The following is an 18,994-nucleotide window of genomic DNA, read 5'->3' as shown; positions in this document are numbered from 1 at the left end:
GGCGGTTGATGAATGCATAATCATGCGAGAGTAACACCGATCGTCCGGCAGCGGGCGCACGATCGGTAGAACCGGCCGGCCTCGGCGCGCACGCGAACGCGCGCCTGTTGACGAAAAATTCAACTCCAACCTATAGTTACGGATGATTTCCGAATTCCAAGACCTCTCCGATAAGATCGACCGGCTCGCCCAGTTGACCCAGGCGCTGCGCAGCGAGAACTATCTGCTGCGCCAGGCGAACGCCTTGCTCAGCGCGGAAAACGTCGACTTCAAGAACCGGCTGCTCGCGGCCCAGCAGCGCGTCGAAGGCCTGCTGGCCCACCTCGAACCCGCTCCCGCAACCTCCGACGACGCCGAGGCCCCGCAATGATCCAGCTCGACGTGAACATCATGGGCCAGCCCTATCGCCTGGCGTGCCGCGACGGCGAAGAAAAGACCTTGCGCGAAGCGGTGGCCTATCTCGACGCCAAAATGTGCGCGCTGCGCGACTCCGGCAAGGTGCGCGGCACGGACCGCATCGCCGTCATGGCGGCGCTGTCGGTGGCGGCCGAATTCCTGTCCGTGAAAGCGCCGCAAGGCCCGCTGTCGGACATGACGATCCTCGAAGTCAAGCAGAAACTGGAAGCGATGCACACGGTGTTGGATGCCGCACTCTCGGCCGACGAAAACCTGGCTTGAGACCAAAAACGTTTGACATGCCCGTCCATCGTAGTAAACTGCCGTCTACCCTGCGGTGTTCGAGATTTGCCATATATTCCTTGAACCATTCTTTCGCATAGGTTGTGGAACATGTTCGGTGGGCGCGATCGTCGCTAGTTCGACGAACCCGAAATTGAACTGACTGCGACCACCTTGAGCCATCAGGTTCGGGATGCCGGCAAAAACGGCACAGGCGGGGATAAACACACGAGCGGTTGCGGACCATGAGTCGCAACCGCTTTTTTTTTTGATGGAGCCGCACATGCGCTACTGGTTGATGAAGTCCGAACCCGATGAAGTGAGTTTCGCCGACATGGTCAAATCCCCCGGCAAGACGGTCGCCTGGTTCGGCGTGCGCAACTACCAGGCCCGCAACTTCATGCGCGACCAGATGCAGGTGGGCGACGGCGTGCTGTTCTACCACTCCAGCTGCGCCGTGCCGGGCGTGGCGGGCATCGCGAAGGTGGCGAGCGGCCCGTATGCCGATGCGTCGCAATTCGATCCAGGCAGCCATTATTTCGATCCGAAGGCCACGCACGAACAGCCGCGCTGGATCTCGGTCGACGTGACGGCGGTGGCGGAGGGGCGTTATCTGCCGCTGACGGAGATGCGCGGGGTGCCGGAACTGGAAGACATGGTGCTGCTGCAGAAGGGCAGCCGGCTGTCGATTTCGCCGGTGACGAAAGGGCAGTGGGACAAGGTGCTGGATTTGATGGGCGTGCCCGCGTTGGCCGCGTAACGCAACACCGTCGCCCCCGCGGAGGCGGGGGCCGCATTTGCGTGCGCTATCGACACGCGTAAAACTTGGGTTCCCGCCTGCGCGGGAACGACGGCTATGCGTGCACCGCGCGCTTGTTCGCGTCCGAATACGCCCACCCCAGCATGATGAGCCCCGCCACGATCATCGGCAGCGACAACACCTGCCCCGACGTGATCGGCAATCCCATCACATGCGTTTCCCAATCGGGCACGCGGAAATACTCGGTGAAGAAGCGCGCGCAGCCGTAGAGCAAGGTGTACAGCGCGCCCACCGCGAGGCGCGGGCGCGGCTTGCGCGCGAACAGCCACATGATCACGAACACGAGGATGCCGTCGACCAGCATCTGGTACAGCGGCGACGGATGGCGCGGCCCCTCGACGCCCGGCCAGATCATCGCCCACGGCAGGTTCGGATCGGCCAGGCGCCCCGGCAGTTCCGCATTGATGAAATTGCCCAGGCGCCCGCAGGCATAGCCGATCGGGACCATCGGCGCGATGAAGTCGTACACGTCCATCAGGTTGCGGCCGCGCTTGCGTGCCCACAGCGCCATCGCGATCAGCACGCCGATGAAGCCGCCGTGGTACGACATGCCGCCGTGCCAGGTCTGGATGATTTCGAGCGGATGCGAGAAATAATAGTCGGGGCGGTAGAACAGCACTTCGCCGAGGCGCCCGCCGATCACCACGCCCAGCATGCCGTAGAACAGCATGTCGTCGAGGTCGGTGTAGGTCCAGCCTTGCGCCTGCACGTGGGCCTGCGTCTTGATACGGACGCGGCCCAGCAGGATGAACAGGGCGAAGGCGACCACGTACATGATCCCGTACCAGTGGATCTCGACGGGGCCGATGCTGAAGGCGACCGGGTTCGGTTGCGGGTGAACGAGCATATCAAATAGTCCTCAATAGTTCCAGGAAGCCCTTGAGCACCGGCGAAGGGTTATCGCGGCGCCATGCGATGCCGGTCTCGACCAGGGGAGTCGTGTCGGCGAGGGCACGGTATTCTACGCCCGGCCGCATGAGGTTAGCCACGGATTGTGGCACAAGTGCCAATCCCATGCCTGCCGAGACCAGGCTGACGATGGTCTGCATCTGGATCGCCTGCTGGCCGACGGCCGGTGTGATGCCGGCCGCGCGGAAGCACGACAGGATGGCGTCGTGCAGCGCGGGCGAGATCTCGCGCGGGAAAATGATCAACGGCAGAGAGGGCAGCTTGCGCAGGGCGACCGGGCCTTTCCTGCGCAGGAGGCCCGTGGGGGCGCACAGGATCAGCGGCTCGTCGATCACCTTCATGTATTCCAGCTCGGCGCGCGCGCGCTCGGGCAGCGGCGGGATCAGGAGGCCGGCGTCGATGCGCCCGCGCAGCAGTTCGTCGACCTGCACGTCGGACGTCGCTTCCTGCAGGCTCAGTTGCACGCCCGGATAGCGCTCGCTGTAGCGGCGCAGGAAAGGCGGCAGCACGCTGTAGTCGGCCGACGTGATGAACGCGAGCGCCAGCCGGCCCGCTTCGCCGCTCGCGGCGCGCCGCGCCAGCTCGGGCAGCAGGGCCGCCTCGCCCAGGATGCGGCGGGCTTCGGGCAGCAGGGCGCTGCCGGCCGGCGTCAGCGCGACCGTGCGCCGGTTGCGCAGGAACAGCGCCGTGCCGAGGCCGTCCTCCAGCGCGGCAATGGCCTGCGACAGCGGCGGCTGCGTCATGTGCAGGCGCGCGGCGGCGCGGCCGAAGTGCAATTCCTCGGCCACGGTGACGAAGTAGCGCAGCTGGCGCAATTCCACGTTCATCGATATGAGCGGTAGGTCTGTGATTCGCGCAGGATATCAGAAGCACGGCTGCCGGCCCATTTGACGCGAACCGGTCCGCGCGGCATGCTGGAAAAATCGTCCCGCCAGGAGCCCGCCATGCCCGACCAGCCGCGCTACAACCGCCGTTCCCGCCATGTGACCGAAGGCGTCGCCCGCAGTCCGAACCGCTCGATGTATTACGCGATGGGCTACCGGAAGGAGGATTTCGACAAGCCGATGATCGGCATCGCCAACGGCCATTCCACGATCACCCCCTGCAATTCCGGCTTGCAGAAACTGGCCGACGTCGCCATCGCGACCATCCGCGACGCCGGCGCGAATCCGCAGGTGTTCGGCACGCCGACCATTTCCGACGGCATGTCGATGGGAACCGAGGGCATGAAGTTCTCGCTGATCTCGCGCGAGGTGATCGCCGACTGCATCGAGACCTGCGTGAACGGCCAGTGGATGGACGGCGTCGTCGTGATCGGCGGCTGCGACAAGAACATGCCGGGCGGGATGATCGCGCTGGCGCGCACGAACGTCCCCGGCATCTACGTGTACGGCGGCACGATCCGGCCGGGGCACTGGAAGGGCAAGGACCTGACGATCGTCTCCGCGTTCGAGGCGGTGGGCGAATTCACGGCGGGGCGCATGAGCCAGGAAGACTTCGACGGCATCGAGCGCAACGCCTGCCCGTCGTCCGGGTCGTGCGGCGGCATGTACACGGCGAACACGATGTCGTCGTCGTTCGAGGCGCTCGGCATGTCGCTGCTGTACTCGTCGACGATGGCCAATCCGGACGACGAAAAAGTGGGCTCCGCGGCGCAGTCCGCGCGCGTGCTCGTGGAGGCCGTCAAGCGCGATCTGAAACCGCGCGACATCATCACGCGCGCATCCATCGAGAACGCCGTCGCGCTGATCATGGCGACGGGCGGTTCGACCAACGCCGTGCTGCACTACCTCGCCATCGCGCATGCGGCCGAGGTGGAATGGTCGATCGACGATTTCGAGCGGGTCCGCAGGAAGGTCCCCGTGATCTGCAACCTGAAGCCCTCGGGCGAATACGTCGCGACGGACCTGCATCGGGCGGGCGGCATCCCGCAGGTCATGAAGCTGCTGCTGGACGCCGGCCTGCTGCACGGCGACTGCATCACCATCACGGGCCGCACCCTGGCCGAGGAGCTCGAACATGTGCCGTCCGCGCCGCCGGCCGGGCAGGACGTCATCCGGCCGCTGGACCGCGCGTTGTACAAGGAAGGCCACCTGGCGATCCTGAAGGGGAACCTGGCGCCGGAAGGCTGCGTGGCCAAGATCACGGGCCTGAAGAATCCCGTGATCACGGGGCCGGCGCGCGTGTTCGACGACGAGTACAGCGCGATGGACACGATCCTCGCCAACCAGATCAATCCGGGCGACGTGCTCGTGCTGCGCTACCTGGGGCCGCGCGGCGGTCCGGGCATGCCGGAGATGCTGGCGCCGACGGCGGCGCTGATCGGCAAGGGGCTCGGCGAATCCGTCGGGCTGATCACGGACGGCCGCTTCTCGGGCGGCACCTGGGGCATGGTCGTGGGCCACGTGACGCCGGAAGCGTTCGAGGGCGGCACGATCGCGCTCGTGCAGGAAGGGGATTCGATCACGATCGATGCGCACCACCAGCTGATCCAGTTGAACGTGCCGGACGACGAGATCGCCCGCCGGCGCGCGGCCTGGGTGCGTCCGGCCCCGCGCTACACCCGCGGCGTGCTGGCCAAGTTCGCGGCGCTGGCGCAGCCGGCGAGCAAGGGGGCCGTCACCTGCTGAACATCCGCAGTCAGCGCACCGAAAACCGTCGTTCCCGCGCAGGCGGGAACCCAAGTTTTTCGAACCGCGATGAACTTGGGCCCCCACCTTCGCGGGGACGACGTTCATACGTTCGTGTACGTTCATACGTTCGTGTACGTTCATGCGTTCATGTACGTTCACACGTTCGTGTACGTCGATACGTTCATACGTCCCGGGAACATGCCATATACGCCACATGGCATGTTCGGCAACGAACCCCGCGTGCTAAGCTGCCGGGCGCATCATTTGCGCTTGCCGAAGCTCTGCTTCACGCGTTCCTTGCGCCGCTTTTCCTCGAGGGCGTGGGCCTTGCGCTTGTCGAGGCCCAGCGTCTTTTCGATGAATTCGAACCAGATGAAGGCGACCGCCATCAGGCCGGCGATCCACCACCAGGACAGTTCGGCAAAGCGCCAGACCTCGAAGAAGCGCAGGACGACGAGGACGAGGATCAGCAGGATCAGGGGCATACGGTATTCCTTTCGAACGGCCATCTTACAACAGCAGTGCCGTAAAGCAACGGATTCCTGCCATCTGGTCAACGACAATCTGTATCATCCGTTACTGATTATGTCCCTGCCGTTCCCGGCCGCGAAACACGATAGAATCGAATTATGAGAAATGCCCTCAACTGGAGATAGCTGATGAAACGTTCCCTGATGTTGTTTGTTGCAGTCGCAGCCGTAGCGTCGACCAGCGCGTTCGCGCAAGACGCGGCCGCCCTGGCGAAAGCAAAGAATTGCATGGCTTGCCACTCCGTGCAATCCAAGCTGGTCGGTCCGGCCTACAAGGATGTCGCCGCCAAATACGCAGGCCAGAAAGATGCCGAAGGCAAGCTGGTTTCGAAAGTCATGAAGGGCGGTTCGGGTGTCTGGGGTCCGGTCCCGATGCCGGCCAACCCGCAGGTCACCGAAGCGGAAGCCCACACGCTGGTCAAGTGGGTCCTGTCGCAGAAATAATTGCTGTAACGTAGGGTGGGCTCGCCGAGCCCACGCGTGACGTTCGTGTCACGTTGACCTCCGCGTGGGCACAGGGTGCCCACCCGACGTATCGAAAAAGACGCGCCGATTCACGGCGCGTTTTTTTACGCGAAAATAACCAGCCTGTAGGGTGGGCTCCCCGAGCCCACGCGTGACGTTCGCGTCATGTTGACGTGCGCGTGGGCGCAGGGCGCCCACCCTACGTATCGAAAAAACGCGCCGGTCACGGCGCGTTTTTTCATGCGCAACGGAATCAGCGGATGACGTCCAGCTTCGTCCGCTTGCCGCCCTTGTAGGTGAACAGGGTCAGCGCGCCGTCCTTGATGTCGCCGTTGGCATCGAACTGGATCGTGCCCGTCACGCCCTCGTACTTGATGTTCTTGAGGACCGGCAGGTACTTGGCCGGATCGGCCGACCTGGCGTCCTGCATGGCCTTCGCCATCACCATCACGGAATCGTAGACGTATGGCGCGTACAGCTGCACGTCCATGTTGAACTTCTTCTTGTAGCGGGCGCGGAAGTCTTCCATCACTTTCTCTTGCGGACCCTTGACGCCGCCCGCTTCCGCGCAATACACGTGACCCTCGCCGAGGCCGTCGCCGGCGAGGCGGCCCAGCGCGTCGGTGCACATGCCGTCGCCGCCCATGAACACGGCGTTGATGCCGAGGGCTTTCATCTGCTTGAGCATCGGACCCGCGACGGAATCCATGCCGCCGAAGAAGATCAGGTCCGGCTTCTTGCCCTTGATCGACGTGAGGATCGCCGTGTAGTCGGTGGCGGTCGCGCTCGTGAATTCGCGGCCGACGACCTTGATGCCCGGCTTTTTCAGGCCCTTCACGAATTCGTCGGCCACGCCCTGGCCGTACGTCGTGCGGTCGTCGATGACGGCGATGTTTTTCGCGTGCAGCGAGTCGATCGCGTACTTGCTCAGCGTGCTGCCCAGCTTGGCGTCGCTGGCGACGACGCGGAACGCGCCCGGGAAGTGCTGGCGCGTGTAGACGGGCGCCGTGGTGGCGGGCGAGATCTGCACGATGCCGGCGTCGTTGTAGATCTTCGACGCGGGCACGGTGGTGCCGGAATTCAGGTGGCCGATCACGCCGTTGACCTTGGCGTCGACGAGCTTCTGCGCCACCGCCGTGCCCTGCTTGGGATCGGCGCCGTCGTCTTCGGAAATCAGCTGCAGCGTGGCTTTCTGGCCGTTCAGCGTGAAGCCCTTCGCATTGAGTTCGTCGATCGCCATGCGCGCGGCGTTCTCGTTGTCCTTGCCGAGGTGGGCGCTGGGGCCGGAGATGGGCGCCACGTGGCCGATCTTGACGACCTGCTGCGCGCCGGCCGTGCCCGCGAAGGCGAGGGCGATGGCGAAGGGGATGAGTTTCGTAGTGACCTGCATGTTCTCTCCAGGAAGGAATAGGGCAGCTTGTATGGCCGCATATTATGTGCGCACGGCAAAGTTACCCTAATTTGCCGTGCGCGCAAAGCGTTCCGGCGGAGAGACGTGCAATGTGCTCAGCCGCGCGTGCGCAGATGCGCCAGCTCCTGCGCGACCGCGCGCGCGACGACCTGCTCGACGGTCAGCTGCAGGCCGTCGCGCAATTCCGCCGCCAGCCGCGTCACCACGTGGTCCAGCACGGGCGCCATGCTGCTGCGGACCTGGTCTTCCAGCACAAGTTCGACGCGGTCCTGCAGGCGGTCGAGTACGCGCGCGACGATGCGCTCCTCGAGCGTGCGCCAGGCGTCGTCGTCGAGCTCGCGATGTGCGGGGGCCTCGGCGTCGGCGGGTACGTGGTCGGTAGGCAGGTCGGCGGCAGGTGGGGCGGCGGCAGGTACGTCGGCGGCCGCTGCCGTCTCGGCCACGACCTCGGTCAGGACCGGGATGCTTTCGTCGTTGAAGGGAATGTCGCTCATGACTGGCCCGCCACGAAGTGCGTCAACGGATACGATTGCTTCTTGTACGCGACGTAGCGCGCGCGGCCGGCCGCGGCGTCTTCCTCGTCGGTCGAGATGATTTCGAATACGCGCGCGAATTGTTCGAAGCCGGCCGGCGTGCGGCGCGTGAGGTTCACAAGCATGTCGCGATGCGGCAGCTCGACCTGTTCGTCGAACGTGACGATCACCGGCGTCTCGACCGCGAGGGGATCGCCGGCCATCACGTGCGGGATGAAGTCGGTGCCGGACAGCGTCCACAGCGCCTCGTTCAGGGCATCGGCCTGGGCCGGGCTGTCGGCCAGCAGGACGAGCTTCGCGTGCGCCGCGTACGCCTTGCGCGCGAGGCGGCAGACGTAGCTGAGCTTGTCGGGGATGTTGGTGTGGAAGTCGATCCGGGTCATGGTCGGTCGGGAGTATAAACTACGTCGCCCCCGCGCAGGCGGGGGCCCAATTTTGCGTGGCCGGCTGCGCGGACGAACTTGGGTTCCCGCCTTCGCGGGAACGACGGCTAAGGGTGAGCGGCAGCAGAAGCATAGCGTAACCGTCCGATATTGCGCTCAAAACTGAAATCGCGCTCAAAACTGGAAATCCGGTGGCGTTTTTTTCGGTTGCGGCGGCTGCCTGGGCTGTTGCCGCTCCGCTTGCGCGGCCGCCGCATCCGGCGCCGATGCCGCCGGTGCGCGGGGCGGCGGTGCCGGCAGGCTCGCCGGGGCGGCCGCTTCGACGGCACCGGTCTGGTAACCCGGCGGCAGCATCGTCTGGCGTGGATAAGACGCCGAATCGAGCGCTTCGTTCCACGCGTCGCCCGAGAAGCCGGTCACCTGGCGGCGGCCGACGACGAGCAGCGGCAGCTCGTCCTTGCCGCCGACGCGATGCAACTGCTGCTGGTCTTCGGCCGTGGTCACCGTCTTTTCCGCGAACGGGATGCCGCGCGATCGCAGCAGGGCGCGGCCCTGGTCGCAGGCGCCGCAGCGCGCCGTCGTGTACAGCGTCACCGGATGGTTCTGCGCGGCGCGCGCCAGTTCGTACGGCAGCGACGGCGCTGGCGCCGGCCGGCTGTCGGGGCGCAGCACCTGCGCCTGGCCCTTCGGCGGCGGCGTGTCGCTGTAGTGGACGACACCTTTCGCGTCCTTCCACTTGTACATCCGGTCCTGCGCGGCGGCGCCGGCGGCGATGAGCACGCCGAGGGCAAGCACGGCGACGTGCCGTCCCGCCCGATGTGCTCCGTGTTTCCGTTTCATCGCCATTCCCGTTCCGGCGCCGCGCGGCGCGTGCCCCGTCAGGCCTGCATGCCGTTGTGACGCAGCAGCGCGTCGATCGTCGGTTCGCGGCCGCGGAAGGCCTTGAACGATTCGAGCGCCGGACGCGAGCCGCCCACGGCCAGGATCTCGCGGTGGAAGCGTTTTCCCGTTTCGTCGAGCAGCGATCCGCCGCCCGCCTCGACGGCTTCCTCGAACGCGGCATACGCGTCCGCCGACAGCACCTCGGCCCACTTGTAGCTGTAATAGCCGGCCGCGTAACCGCCCGCGAAGATGTGGCCGAACGAATGCTGGAAGCGGTTGAACGACGGCGGGATCAGCACCGAGAACCTGGTGCGGACCTCGTCGACGAGGTCCTGCACGGTCTTCTGGCTGGTCGGGTCGAAGTCGTAGTGCAGGTGCATGTCGATCAGCGAGAACTCGACCTGGCGCAGCGTCTGCATGCCGGACTGGAAGTTCTTCGCCGCGAGCATCTTGTCGTACAGCGCGCGCGGCAGCGGTTCGCCCGTCTTCACGTGCGCCGTCATGCCTTGCAGGACGTCCCACTCCCAGCAGAAGTTTTCCATGAACTGAGACGGCAGCTCGACGGCATCCCATTCCACGCCCGAGATGCCGGACACGGACAGCTCGTCGACTTCCGTCAGCATGTGATGCAGGCCGTGGCCGAATTCGTGGAACAGCGTCGTCACTTCGTCGTGCGTGAACAGCGAGGGCTGCAGCTTGCCATCCACCTCGGCCGGCGGCGTGAAGTTACAGGTCAGGTACGCGATCGGCGTCTGCACGATGCCGCCCGTCGTGAGCCTGCGGCCGCGCGCGTCGTCCATCCACGCGCCCTGGCCCTTGCCCTGACGCGCGTACAGGTCGAGGTAGAACTGCCCGACAAGTTGAGAACCTGAGTGACCGTTCTTTTCGATGCGATAGAAGCGCACGTCCGGATGCCAGACCGGCGCGTCGTCCGGCGCGATCGTCACGCCGAACAGTTTGGAGATCAGCCCGAACAGGCCCGCGACGACCTTGGGCTCCGGGAAGTACTCCTTGACTTCCTGGCCGGAGAACGCGTAGCGCTTCTCGCGCAGCTTTTCCGACGCATAGGCCACGTCCCAGGCCTGCATGTCGGCGATGCCGAGTTCCTGTTGCGCGAACGCGCGCAGCTCGGCCAGGTCTTTTTCGGCGTAAGGACGGGCGCGGCGCGCGAGGTCTTCGAGGAACTCGATCACGTGTTCCGGCGTCTCCGCCATCTTGGGTTCGAGCGAGACATGCGCGAAGCTCTGGAAGTCGAGCAGCTTCGCTTCCTCGTCGCGCAGTTTCAACAGCTGGGCGATGTTGCCCGTGTTGTCCCACTTTTCCAGCTCGGAGAACACGGCACCCATCTCGGACGCCTTGGTGGCGTTGGCGCGGTAGATCTGCTCGCGCAACTCGCGCTTGTCGGCGAATTGCAGGATCGGGAAGTAGGACGGGAAGTGCAGGCTGAATTGCCAGCCCGTCTTGCCGTCGCGCTCGGCCGCCGCGCGCGCGGCCGCCTTGACGTCGTCCGGCAGGCCGGACAGGTCGGCTTCATCGGCGACGAGCAGTTTGTAGTCGTTGGTCGCATCCAGCACGTTTTCCGAGAAGCGCGTCGACAACCTGGCCTGCTCTTCCTGGATCTCGGCAAAGCGTTCCTTCTGCTTTTCCGGCAGCTCGGCGCCGCCGAGGCGGAAGTCGCGCAGCGCGTTCTCGACGATCCGCTTGCGGGCCGGGGCCAGGTTCGCGAAGTCGCCGCTCGCGCGCAGCTGCTTGTATTTGTCGAACAGCGCCTCGTTCTGGCCCAGCTCCGTCCAGAACTCGGTGATCTTCGGCTGGTTCTCGTTGTAGGTGGCACGCAGCTCGGGCGTGTCCATCACGTGGTTCAGGTGGTTGACGATGCCCCAGGCACGGCCGAGGCGTTCCGTCGCTTCCTCGAGCGGGACGACGAAGTTGTCCCACGTGACGGGGCCCGCGGCCGGCGCTTCGGCCTGGCGCACGGCGTCGCGCGCCGCGGCGATCAGTTGCTCGATCGCGGGCGTCACGTGTTCCGGCCGGATCAGGTCGAACCGGGGCAGGCCCGAGAAGTCGAGGAGGGGATTGGTCGTTTCGGTCGTCATTTCTATGTCCTTGTATGCAATCTCACCGCCATCTTACCCGGGCCGGCCGATTCGGGCATTCACGAACGCGTAACGCCAACATGCCGCACGCGTCGCGCGTGGGCACGGGGTGCCTACCCTACCAGCCAGCCGACCGCGCGCGTCACGCGTGGGCACGGGGTGCCCACCCTACCAGCCGGCCGACCGCACGCGTCACGCGTGGGCACGGGGTGCCCACCCTACCAGCCAGCCGACCGCGCGGGTCACGCGTGGGCACGGGGTGCCCATCCTACCTTTCGGCCGACGTAGGGTGGGCTCCCTGAGCCCACGCGGACGTTCGCCGGCCGACGAGGGCGCTCAGCTGCGTTTCGCCACGCGCTCGGCCGACTCCAGCGTATTCATCAGCAGCATCGTGATGGTCATCGGCCCCACGCCACCCGGCACCGGCGTGATGTGGGAGGCGACCGGCGCGACGCTGTCGAAGTCGACGTCGCCGCACAGCTTGCCTTCGTCGTTGCGGTTGATGCCCACGTCGATTACGATGGCGCCCGGCTTGACCATGTCGCCCGTCAGCGTGTTGCGGCGGCCGACGGCGGCGACCACGATGTCCGCCTGGCGCGTGTGGTAGCCCAGGTCCGGCGTACCGCTATGGCAGATGGTGACGGTGGCGTTCTGTTGCAAGAGCAGCAGCGCCATCGGCTTGCCGACCGTGTTGCTGCGGCCGATGACGACGGCGTGCTTGCCGCGCAGGTCGACGCCGGTCGTCTCGATCAGCTTCATGCAGCCGTACGGGGTGCACGGGCGGAAGCCTTCCAGGCCGGTCATCAGTTCGCCGGCCGACAGCACCGAGTAGCCGTCCACGTCCTTGCTGGTGGCGATGGCTTCGATGACTTTCGACGGGTCGATATGCTTCGGCAGGGGCATCTGCACGAGGATGCCGTGGATGGCCGGATCGGCGTTCAGGGCGGCGATGCGCTCCAGCAGGGCCTGTTCCGACAAATCGGCCTCGTATTTTTCCAGCACCGAATGAAAGCCGACGTCGCCGCAGGCCTTGACCTTGTTGCGCACGTAGACGTGGCTGGCCGGGTCGTCGCCGACGATGATCACGGCCAGGCCGGGCTTGTGGCCGGCGGCGGTGAGCGCGGCGGTGCGGGCGGCGATGTCGGCGCGCAGTTGTTGGGAAAGTTTGACTCCGTCGATCAGTTGGGCGGGCATGGCGGGGGCTCGTGTGCTGGACAAAAACGAAATTATAAGCGCGACACAGGTATCGCGCGCCGCTTCGGCATTTTCATTGTCATATTAGTGGACGTGCCTGTACAGGCGGGATGAGCGTTACCACCGTCGCCCCCGCGCGCGCGGGGCCCGGTTTTGTGCGTTTCGACGGCGCATGCAAATTGGGTCCCCGCCTGCGCGGGGACGACGTTTTTCTGTGAACGCAATAGTTGGCATGCGCCTCGCATTGTTCTCATCTCACATTATGAAATCGAATATCATATTTTGAAAATTGCGTGCTCCACTGGTAGAATCGACAGGCTTTATTCAAGGGATAGTCTTTTCGCCACCAAACGTCCGTGACGAATTCAGGATCGGGTGGGGCACCACACTCAAGGAGACGTAGCAATGTCAGCTCAACTCGACCAGTTGACGGCTCAAGCCGCCAACGACCCGGATACGCTCGAGACCAAGGAATGGCTCGAAGCGCTTGAAGCGGTGATCGAATTCGAAGGTACCGATCGTGCGCACTACCTGCTGGAGCGCCTGGTCGATCTGGCGCGCCGCCGCGGCGCCCACATTCCGTTCTCGAGCAACACCGCCTACGTGAACACGATTCCGGCCCACCTGGAAGCGCACTGCCCCGGCAACCTGGAATACGAAGAGCGCCTGCGCTCGTGGATGCGCTGGAACGCGATGGCGATGGTCGTCAAGGCCAACCGCGTCGACGGCGACCTCGGCGGCCACATCTCGTCGTTCGCCTCCCTGGCCAACATGTTGGGCATCGGCTTCAACCACTTCTGGCACGCCCCGACCGAAGACCACGGCGGCGACCTGCTGTACATCCAGGGCCACTCGTCGCCCGGCATCTACGCGCGCGCCTTCCTCGAAGGCCGCCTGTCCGAAGAGCAGCTGCTGAACTTCCGCCAGGAAGTCGACGGCCACGGCCTGTCGTCCTACCCGCACCCGAAACTGATGCCGGACTTCTGGCAGTTCCCGACCGTGTCGATGGGCCTGGGCCCGATCATGGCGATCTACCAGGCGCGCTTCCTGAAGTACCTGGAAGCCCGCGGCATCGCCAAGACCGACAACCGCAAGGTCTGGGTCTTCTGCGGCGACGGCGAGATGGACGAGCCGGAATCGATGGGCGCGATCGGCATGGCCGCGCGCGAAAAGCTCGACAACCTGGTCATGGTCGTCAACTGCAACCTGCAGCGCCTGGACGGTCCGGTGCGCGGCAACGGCAAGATCATCCAGGAACTGGAAGCGGACTTCCGCGGCGCCGGCTGGAACGTCGTCAAGGTCATCTGGGGCCCGGGCTGGGACGCCCTGCTGGCCAAGGACAAGGACGGCATCCTGCAGCGCGTGATGATGGAAACCGTCGACGGCGAATACCAGAACTACAAGGCCAAGGACGGCGCATACGTGCGCAAGCACTTCTTCGGCAAGCACCCCGAGCTGCTGAAGATGGTCGCGAACATGACCGACGACGACATCTGGCGCCTGACCCGCGGCGGCCACGATCCGCACAAGATCTACGCGGCCTTCAAGAACGCCCAGGAAAACAAGGGCACCCCGACCGTGCTGCTCGTGAAGACCGTCAAGGGCTTCGGCATGGGCAAGTCGGGCGAGGCGCGCAACACGGCGCACCAGACCAAGAAGCTGGACGACGAGGCGATCCGCGAAATGCGCGACCGTTTCGCCATCCCGATCCCGGACGACAAGCTGCCCGAGATCCCGTTCTTCAAGCCGGCCGACGACGCGCCTGAAATGAAATACCTGCACGAGCGCCGCCAGGCCCTCGGCGGCTACCTGCCGCAGCGCCGCCAGCAGGCCGACGAGAAGCTGGCCGTGCCGCCGCTGGCGACCTTCAAGGCCGTCACCGACCCGACCGCGGCCGGCCGCGAGATCTCGACGACGCAAGCCTACGTGCGTACGCTGACGACGCTGCTGAAGGACCAGAGCCTGGGCCAGCGCATCGTCCCGATCCTCGTCGACGAATCGCGTACGTTCGGCATGGAAGGCCTGTTCCGCCAGATCGGCATCTTCAACCAGGAAGGCCAGTTGTACGAGCCGGTCGACAAGGACCAGGTGATGTACTACCGCGAAGACAAGGCGGGCCAGATCCTGCAGGAAGGTATCAACGAAGCGGGCGGCATGTGCTCGTGGATCGCCGCGGCGACGTCGTACTCGACGAACAACCGCGTGATGATCCCGTTCTACACCTACTACTCGATGTTCGGCCTGCAGCGCGTGGGCGACCTGGCCTGGCTGGCCGGCGACATCCGCGCCCGCGGCTTCCTGATGGCCGGCACGGCGGGCCGCACGACGCTGAACGGCGAAGGCCTGCAGCACGAGGATGGCCACAGCCATATCTTCGCCGCGTCGATCCCGACCTGCGTGCCGTACGACCCGACCTACGCGCACGAAGTGGCGGTGATCATCCAGGACGGCCTGCATCGCATGGTGGAAAAGCAGGAAGATGTGTTCTATTACATCACCATCATGAACGAGAACTACGAGCAGCCGGGCCTGAAGGAAGGCCAGCAAGAGGGCATCATCAAGGGCATGTACCTGCTCCAGGAAGGCGACAAGTCGGCCAAGCAGCGCGTGCAGCTGATGGGCTCCGGCACCATCCTGCGCGAGTCCGTGTTCGCCGCCGAACTGCTGAAGAACGACTGGGGCGTCGCCGCCGACGTGTGGTCGTGCCCGTCGCTGACGCTGCTGGCCCGCGACGGCCAGGACGCCGAGCGCTGGAACCTCACGCACCCGCTCGACGCGCCGCGCGTGCCGTACGTGACCCAGCTGCTGCAGGGTTCCGAAGGCCCGATCGTCGCGACGACCGACTACATGCGCCTGTTCGCCGAGCAGATCCGCGCCTACGTCCCGAGCGGCCGCACGTACAAGGTGCTGGGCACCGACGGCTTCGGCCGTTCGGACACCCGCGCCAAGCTGCGCGAATTCTTCGAGGTGAACCGTTACTACATCACGGTCGCCGCGCTGAAATCGCTGGCCGAGGAAGGCAAGATCGACGCGAAGGTGGTGGCGGACGCGATCGCCAAGTACGGCATCGATCCGAACAAGCCGAATCCTGTGACCCAGTAATGCTCTGGCGCTCGCGCGCCGAAAGACGTCGTCCCCGCGAAGGCGGGGACCCAAGCTTGCTTGTGTAACCAATCGCGCAAAAATTGGGCCCCTGCCTGCGCAGGGGCGACGGATGAGCTAACGATAAGAATACGGAGCTAACACACTATGAGCATTGTGGAAGTCAAAGTCCCCGACATCGGTGACTTCAAGGAAGTCGAAATCATCGAGCTGATGGTCAAGCCGGGCGACACGATCAAGGTCGACCAGTCCTTGATCACGGTGGAATCGGACAAGGCCAGCATGGAGATCCCGTCCAGCCACGCCGGCGTCGTGAAGGAAATGAAGGTCAAGGTCGGCGACAAGGTCGGCGAAGGCTCGCTCGTGCTGCTGCTCGAGGAAGCCGCCGGCGGCGAGGCGCCCGCGCCTGCCGCCGCCGCACCGGCACCCGCCGCCGCGGCACCGGCTCCGGCCGCTGCACCGGCACCGGCACCGGCACCGGCACCCGCTCCGGCACCGGCGCCTGCGGCCGCACCGGCGCCTGCGCCTGCCGCGGCACCGGCCGCCGCCGGTCCTGCCGCGAGCTTCTCCGCCGCCCACGCCTCGCCATCCGTGCGCAAGTTCGCGCGCGAGCTGGGCGTCGACCTGAACAAGGTGAAGGGTTCCGGTCCCAAGGGCCGCATCACCCAGCAGGACGTGCAGGGCTTCGTCAAGTCGGCGCTGGCCGCCGGCCCGACGGCCGCGCCGGCAGGTGCGGGCGGTGGCGCAGGCCTGAACCTGCTGCCATGGCCGTCGCTGGACTTCTCCAAGTTCGGCGAGACCGAAGCGCAGCCGCTGTCGCGCATCAAGAAGATCTCCGGCCCGAACCTGCACCGAAACTGGGTCATGATCCCGCACGTGACGCAGTTCGAAGAAGCCGACGTGACCGACCTGGAAGCACTGCGCGTCGAATCGAACGCGTCGTACGCCAAGGCCAAGTCGACGGTCAAGCTGACCATGCTGGCCTTCGTGATCAAGGCCTCCATCGCCGCGCTGAAGAAGTTCCCGAACTTTAACGCGTCGCTCGACGAAGCCAACGGCCAGCTGATCCTCAAGAAGTACTACAACATCGGCTTCGCGGCCGACACGCCGAACGGCCTGGTCGTCCCGGTCATCAAGGACGCCGACAAGAAGTCCGTGTCGCAGATCGCCACCGAAATGGGCGAACTGTCGGCGCAGGCGCGCGACGGCAAGCTGTCGCCGGCCAATATGCAGGGCGCGACCTTCACGATCTCGTCGCTCGGTGGCCTGGGCGGCACCGCGTTCACGCCGATCATCAACGCGCCGGAAGTGGCCATCCTGGGCCTGTCGAAGTCGCAGATGAAACCGGTGTGGGACGGCAAGGCATTCCAGCCGCGCCTGATGCTGCCGCTGTCGCTGTCGTTCGATCACCGCGTGATCGACGGCGCCGCCGGCGCCCGCTTCACGACCTACCTGGCCGACGTCCTGGCCGACCTGCGCAAGACGCTGCTGTAAGGAGAGCCCATGAGCACCGTTGAAGTCAAAGTCCCGAATATCGGCGATTTCAAGGACGTCGAAATCATCGAACTGATGGTCAAGCCCGGCGACACCATCAAGGTCGACCAGTCGCTGGTCACTGTCGAATCGGACAAGGCCAGCATGGAGATCCCGTCGACCCACGCCGGCGTCGTGCAGGAACTGAAGGTCAAGGTCGGCGACAAGGTGAACGAAGGTTCGCTGCTGCTGACCGTGGACGACGCGGGCGCCGGCGCTTCGGCGCCTGCCGCGGCGGCCCCCGCACCGGCAGCCGCACCGGCGCCGGCCGCGGCACCCGCCGCTCCGGCGCCCGCCGTCGCACCCGCACAGATTCCGAATGCGTCGAGCTACACCGGCGCCGTCGACATCGAATGCGAGATGATGGTGCTGGGCGCGGGCCCCGGTGGTTATTCCGCCGCGTTCCGCTCGGCCGACCTGGGCATGAACACCGTCCTCGTCGAGAAGTACGCCACGCTGGGCGGCGTCTGCCTGAACGTGGGCTGCATCCCGTCCAAGGCGCTGCTGCACGTGGCGCACATCATGGACGAGACGGCGCACATGGCGGACCTCGGCGTGTCGTTCGCGAAGCCGGACGTCGACATCGACAAGCTGCGCGCCTACAAGGACAAGGTCATCAAGACGATGACGGGCGGCCTGGCCGGCATGGCCAAGGCGCGCAAGGTCAATGTGGTGCAAGGCGTCGGCAAGTTCCTGAGCCCGAACCACATCGAAGTGACCGGTCCGGACGGCGCGAAGAAGGTCGTCGCGTTCCAGAAGGCGATCATCGCGGCCGGTTCGGCCGTGGTCAAGCTGCCGTTCGTGCCGGAAGATCCGCGCATCGTCGATTCGACCGGCGCGCTGGAACTGCGCCAGGTGCCGAAGCGCATGCTCGTCATCGGCGGCGGCATCATCGGCCTGGAAATGGCGACGGTGTACTCGACCTTGGGTGCGCGCATCGACGTCGTCGAGATGATGGATGGCCTGATGCAGGGCGCGGACCGCGAGGCCGTCAAGGTCTGGCAGAAGTTCAACGCGGCCCGCTTCGACAACATCATGTTGAAGACCAAGACCGTCGGCGTGGAAGCGCTGCCGGAAGGGATCAAGGTCACGTTCGAAGCCGCCGAAGCGGGGCAGCCGGCGCCGGAAGCGCAGGTCTACGACCTCGTGCTGGTGGCCGTGGGCCGCAGCCCGAACGGCAAGAAGATCGGCGCCGAGAACGCGGGCGTCGCGGTCAGCGACCGCGGCTTCATCTCGGTCGACGGCCAGATGCGCACCAACGTGCCGCACATCTTCGCCATCGGCGACCTGGTGGGCCAGCCGATGCTGGCGCACAAGGCCGTGCATGAAGCCCACGTCGCAGCGGAAGCCGCGCACGGCGAGAAGGCCTTCTTCGATGCGAAGGTGATCCCGTCGGTGGCCTACACCGATCCGGAAGTGGCATGGGTCGGCCTGACCGAAGACGAAGCGAAAGCCAAGGGCATCAAGATCGAGAAGGGCCACTTCCCGTGGGCCGCATCGGGCCGCGCCGTCGCCAACGGCCGCTCGGAAGGCTTCACGAAGCTGCTGTTCGATGCCGAGACCCATCGCATCATCGGCGGCACGATCGTCGGCACGAACGCCGGCGACATGATCGGCGAAGTCGCGCTGGCCATCGAGATGGGCGCGGACGGCGTGGACATCGGCAAGACGATCCACCCGCACCCGACCCTGGGCGAATCGATCGGCATGGCGGCGGAAGCCTACGAAGGCGTCTGCACCGACTTGCCGCCGCCGCGCAAGCGCTGATTCAGGCGCCAGGCTGGCTGCATCGAAAACCGGGACCGCGTGTCCCGGTTTTTTTTCG

At 65.5% G+C, this 18,994-nt stretch carries 17 protein-coding genes and 1 other RNA gene; 9 read left to right on the top strand and 9 right to left on the bottom strand.

Translation table 11 applies throughout. From position 1 onward, the window contains the following. Positions 1 to 142 precede the first annotated feature (142 nt). The 4 genes from ACEN9Q_RS20525 to ACEN9Q_RS20510 all read left to right on the top strand — a co-directional run bounded on the left by ACEN9Q_RS20525 (position 143) and on the right by ACEN9Q_RS20510 (position 1,438). A complete protein-coding gene (locus ACEN9Q_RS20525) occupies positions 143 to 370 on the top strand; it encodes a hypothetical protein (protein WP_056446158.1) in 228 nt (75 codons plus the stop codon). After that, positions 367 to 678, top strand: coding sequence for a cell division protein ZapA (locus tag ACEN9Q_RS20520; protein ID WP_056446155.1), 312 nt, complete (start codon positions 367 to 369; stop codon positions 676 to 678). The genes ACEN9Q_RS20525 and ACEN9Q_RS20520 overlap by 4 nt, the downstream gene beginning before the upstream one ends. Before the next feature lie 44 nt (positions 679 to 722). Beyond that, positions 723 to 903: non-coding RNA, 6S RNA (ssrS, locus tag ACEN9Q_RS20515), on the top strand. 58 nt (positions 904 to 961) lie between these two features. After that, positions 962 to 1,438 (top strand): EVE domain-containing protein, encoded by a 477-nt coding sequence (locus tag ACEN9Q_RS20510; RefSeq protein WP_495625842.1) that lies wholly within the window; start codon positions 962 to 964, stop codon positions 1,436 to 1,438. Between the two features lie 94 nt (positions 1,439 to 1,532). Here the strand turns inward: ACEN9Q_RS20510 and lgt are convergent, their stop codons facing one another. Beyond that, positions 1,533 to 2,345, bottom strand: a complete 813-nt coding sequence (gene lgt, locus ACEN9Q_RS20505) for a prolipoprotein diacylglyceryl transferase (RefSeq protein ID WP_495625841.1) — start codon at positions 2,343 to 2,345, stop codon at positions 1,533 to 1,535. 1 nt (position 2,346) lies between these two features. After that, positions 2,347 to 3,234 (bottom strand): LysR family transcriptional regulator, encoded by an 888-nt coding sequence (locus ACEN9Q_RS20500; RefSeq protein ID WP_495625840.1) that lies wholly within the window; start codon positions 3,232 to 3,234, stop codon positions 2,347 to 2,349. A 117-nt stretch (positions 3,235 to 3,351) separates the two neighbouring features. Between ACEN9Q_RS20500 and ilvD the strand changes: the two genes are divergently transcribed. Further along, the gene (gene ilvD / locus ACEN9Q_RS20495) at positions 3,352 to 5,037 is read left to right on the top strand and encodes a dihydroxy-acid dehydratase (protein ID WP_495625839.1); all 1,686 of its coding nucleotides are present in this window, start codon (positions 3,352 to 3,354) and stop codon (positions 5,035 to 5,037) included. 263 nt (positions 5,038 to 5,300) lie between these two features. Here ilvD and ACEN9Q_RS20490 read toward each other — a convergent pair whose 3' ends face one another. Continuing rightward, entirely contained in the window at positions 5,301 to 5,525 is a 225-nt protein-coding gene (locus tag ACEN9Q_RS20490; RefSeq protein WP_056446146.1) for a TIGR04438 family Trp-rich protein, read from the bottom strand. 174 nt (positions 5,526 to 5,699) lie between these two features. On the opposite strand from ACEN9Q_RS20490, the gene ACEN9Q_RS20485 reads away from it, so the two are divergent. Beyond that, a complete protein-coding gene (locus ACEN9Q_RS20485; protein WP_056446143.1) occupies positions 5,700 to 6,014 on the top strand; it encodes a c-type cytochrome in 315 nt (104 codons plus the stop codon). Between the two features lie 274 nt (positions 6,015 to 6,288). On the opposite strand, the gene ACEN9Q_RS20480 is transcribed toward ACEN9Q_RS20485, so the two are convergent. The 6 genes from ACEN9Q_RS20480 to folD form a co-directional block, all read right to left on the bottom strand. Further along, on the bottom strand, positions 6,289 to 7,425 hold the full coding sequence (locus ACEN9Q_RS20480; protein ID WP_495625838.1) for a branched-chain amino acid ABC transporter substrate-binding protein: 1,137 nt from the start codon (positions 7,423 to 7,425) through the stop codon (positions 6,289 to 6,291). A 116-nt stretch (positions 7,426 to 7,541) separates the two neighbouring features. Beyond that, positions 7,542 to 7,940, bottom strand: a complete 399-nt coding sequence (locus ACEN9Q_RS20475) for a DUF2486 family protein (protein ID WP_495625837.1) — start codon at positions 7,938 to 7,940, stop codon at positions 7,542 to 7,544. Beyond that, entirely contained in the window at positions 7,937 to 8,362 is a 426-nt protein-coding gene (locus tag ACEN9Q_RS20470; RefSeq protein ID WP_056446134.1) for a DNA polymerase III subunit chi, read from the bottom strand. Before ACEN9Q_RS20470 ends, ACEN9Q_RS20475 begins: the two co-directional genes overlap by 4 nt. A 174-nt stretch (positions 8,363 to 8,536) precedes the next feature. Further along, on the bottom strand, positions 8,537 to 9,202 hold the full coding sequence (locus ACEN9Q_RS20465; RefSeq protein ID WP_495625836.1) for a DUF4124 domain-containing protein: 666 nt from the start codon (positions 9,200 to 9,202) through the stop codon (positions 8,537 to 8,539). 38 nt (positions 9,203 to 9,240) lie between these two features. Beyond that, positions 9,241 to 11,340: a M3 family metallopeptidase gene (locus ACEN9Q_RS20460; RefSeq protein WP_495625835.1), complete on the bottom strand. Its 2,100-nt coding sequence runs from the start codon at positions 11,338 to 11,340 to the stop codon at positions 9,241 to 9,243. Between the two features lie 336 nt (positions 11,341 to 11,676). Further along, complete coding sequence (gene folD, locus ACEN9Q_RS20455; RefSeq protein WP_056446129.1) at positions 11,677 to 12,534, bottom strand: bifunctional methylenetetrahydrofolate dehydrogenase/methenyltetrahydrofolate cyclohydrolase FolD; 858 nt, start codon at positions 12,532 to 12,534, stop codon at positions 11,677 to 11,679. Between the two features lie 405 nt (positions 12,535 to 12,939). Here folD and aceE point away from each other — a divergent pair, with 405 nt between their 5' ends. From aceE to lpdA, 3 genes are all read left to right on the top strand, one after another. Further along, positions 12,940 to 15,636: a pyruvate dehydrogenase (acetyl-transferring), homodimeric type gene (gene aceE / locus ACEN9Q_RS20450; protein WP_056446125.1), complete on the top strand. Its 2,697-nt coding sequence runs from the start codon at positions 12,940 to 12,942 to the stop codon at positions 15,634 to 15,636. Positions 15,637 to 15,783: 147 nt separating this feature from the next. Further along, positions 15,784 to 17,130, top strand: coding sequence for a dihydrolipoyllysine-residue acetyltransferase (gene aceF, locus ACEN9Q_RS20445; RefSeq protein ID WP_495625834.1), 1,347 nt, complete (start codon positions 15,784 to 15,786; stop codon positions 17,128 to 17,130). Between the two features lie 9 nt (positions 17,131 to 17,139). Continuing rightward, positions 17,140 to 18,936, top strand: coding sequence for a dihydrolipoyl dehydrogenase (lpdA, locus tag ACEN9Q_RS20440; RefSeq protein ID WP_495625833.1), 1,797 nt, complete (start codon positions 17,140 to 17,142; stop codon positions 18,934 to 18,936). Positions 18,937 to 18,994 lie beyond the last annotated feature (58 nt).

The organism is Massilia sp. Masssp93 (assembly GCF_059491295.1).
Note: the sequence above shows the minus strand (reverse complement) of the source record. Positions and strands in the feature narration are given on the sequence as shown.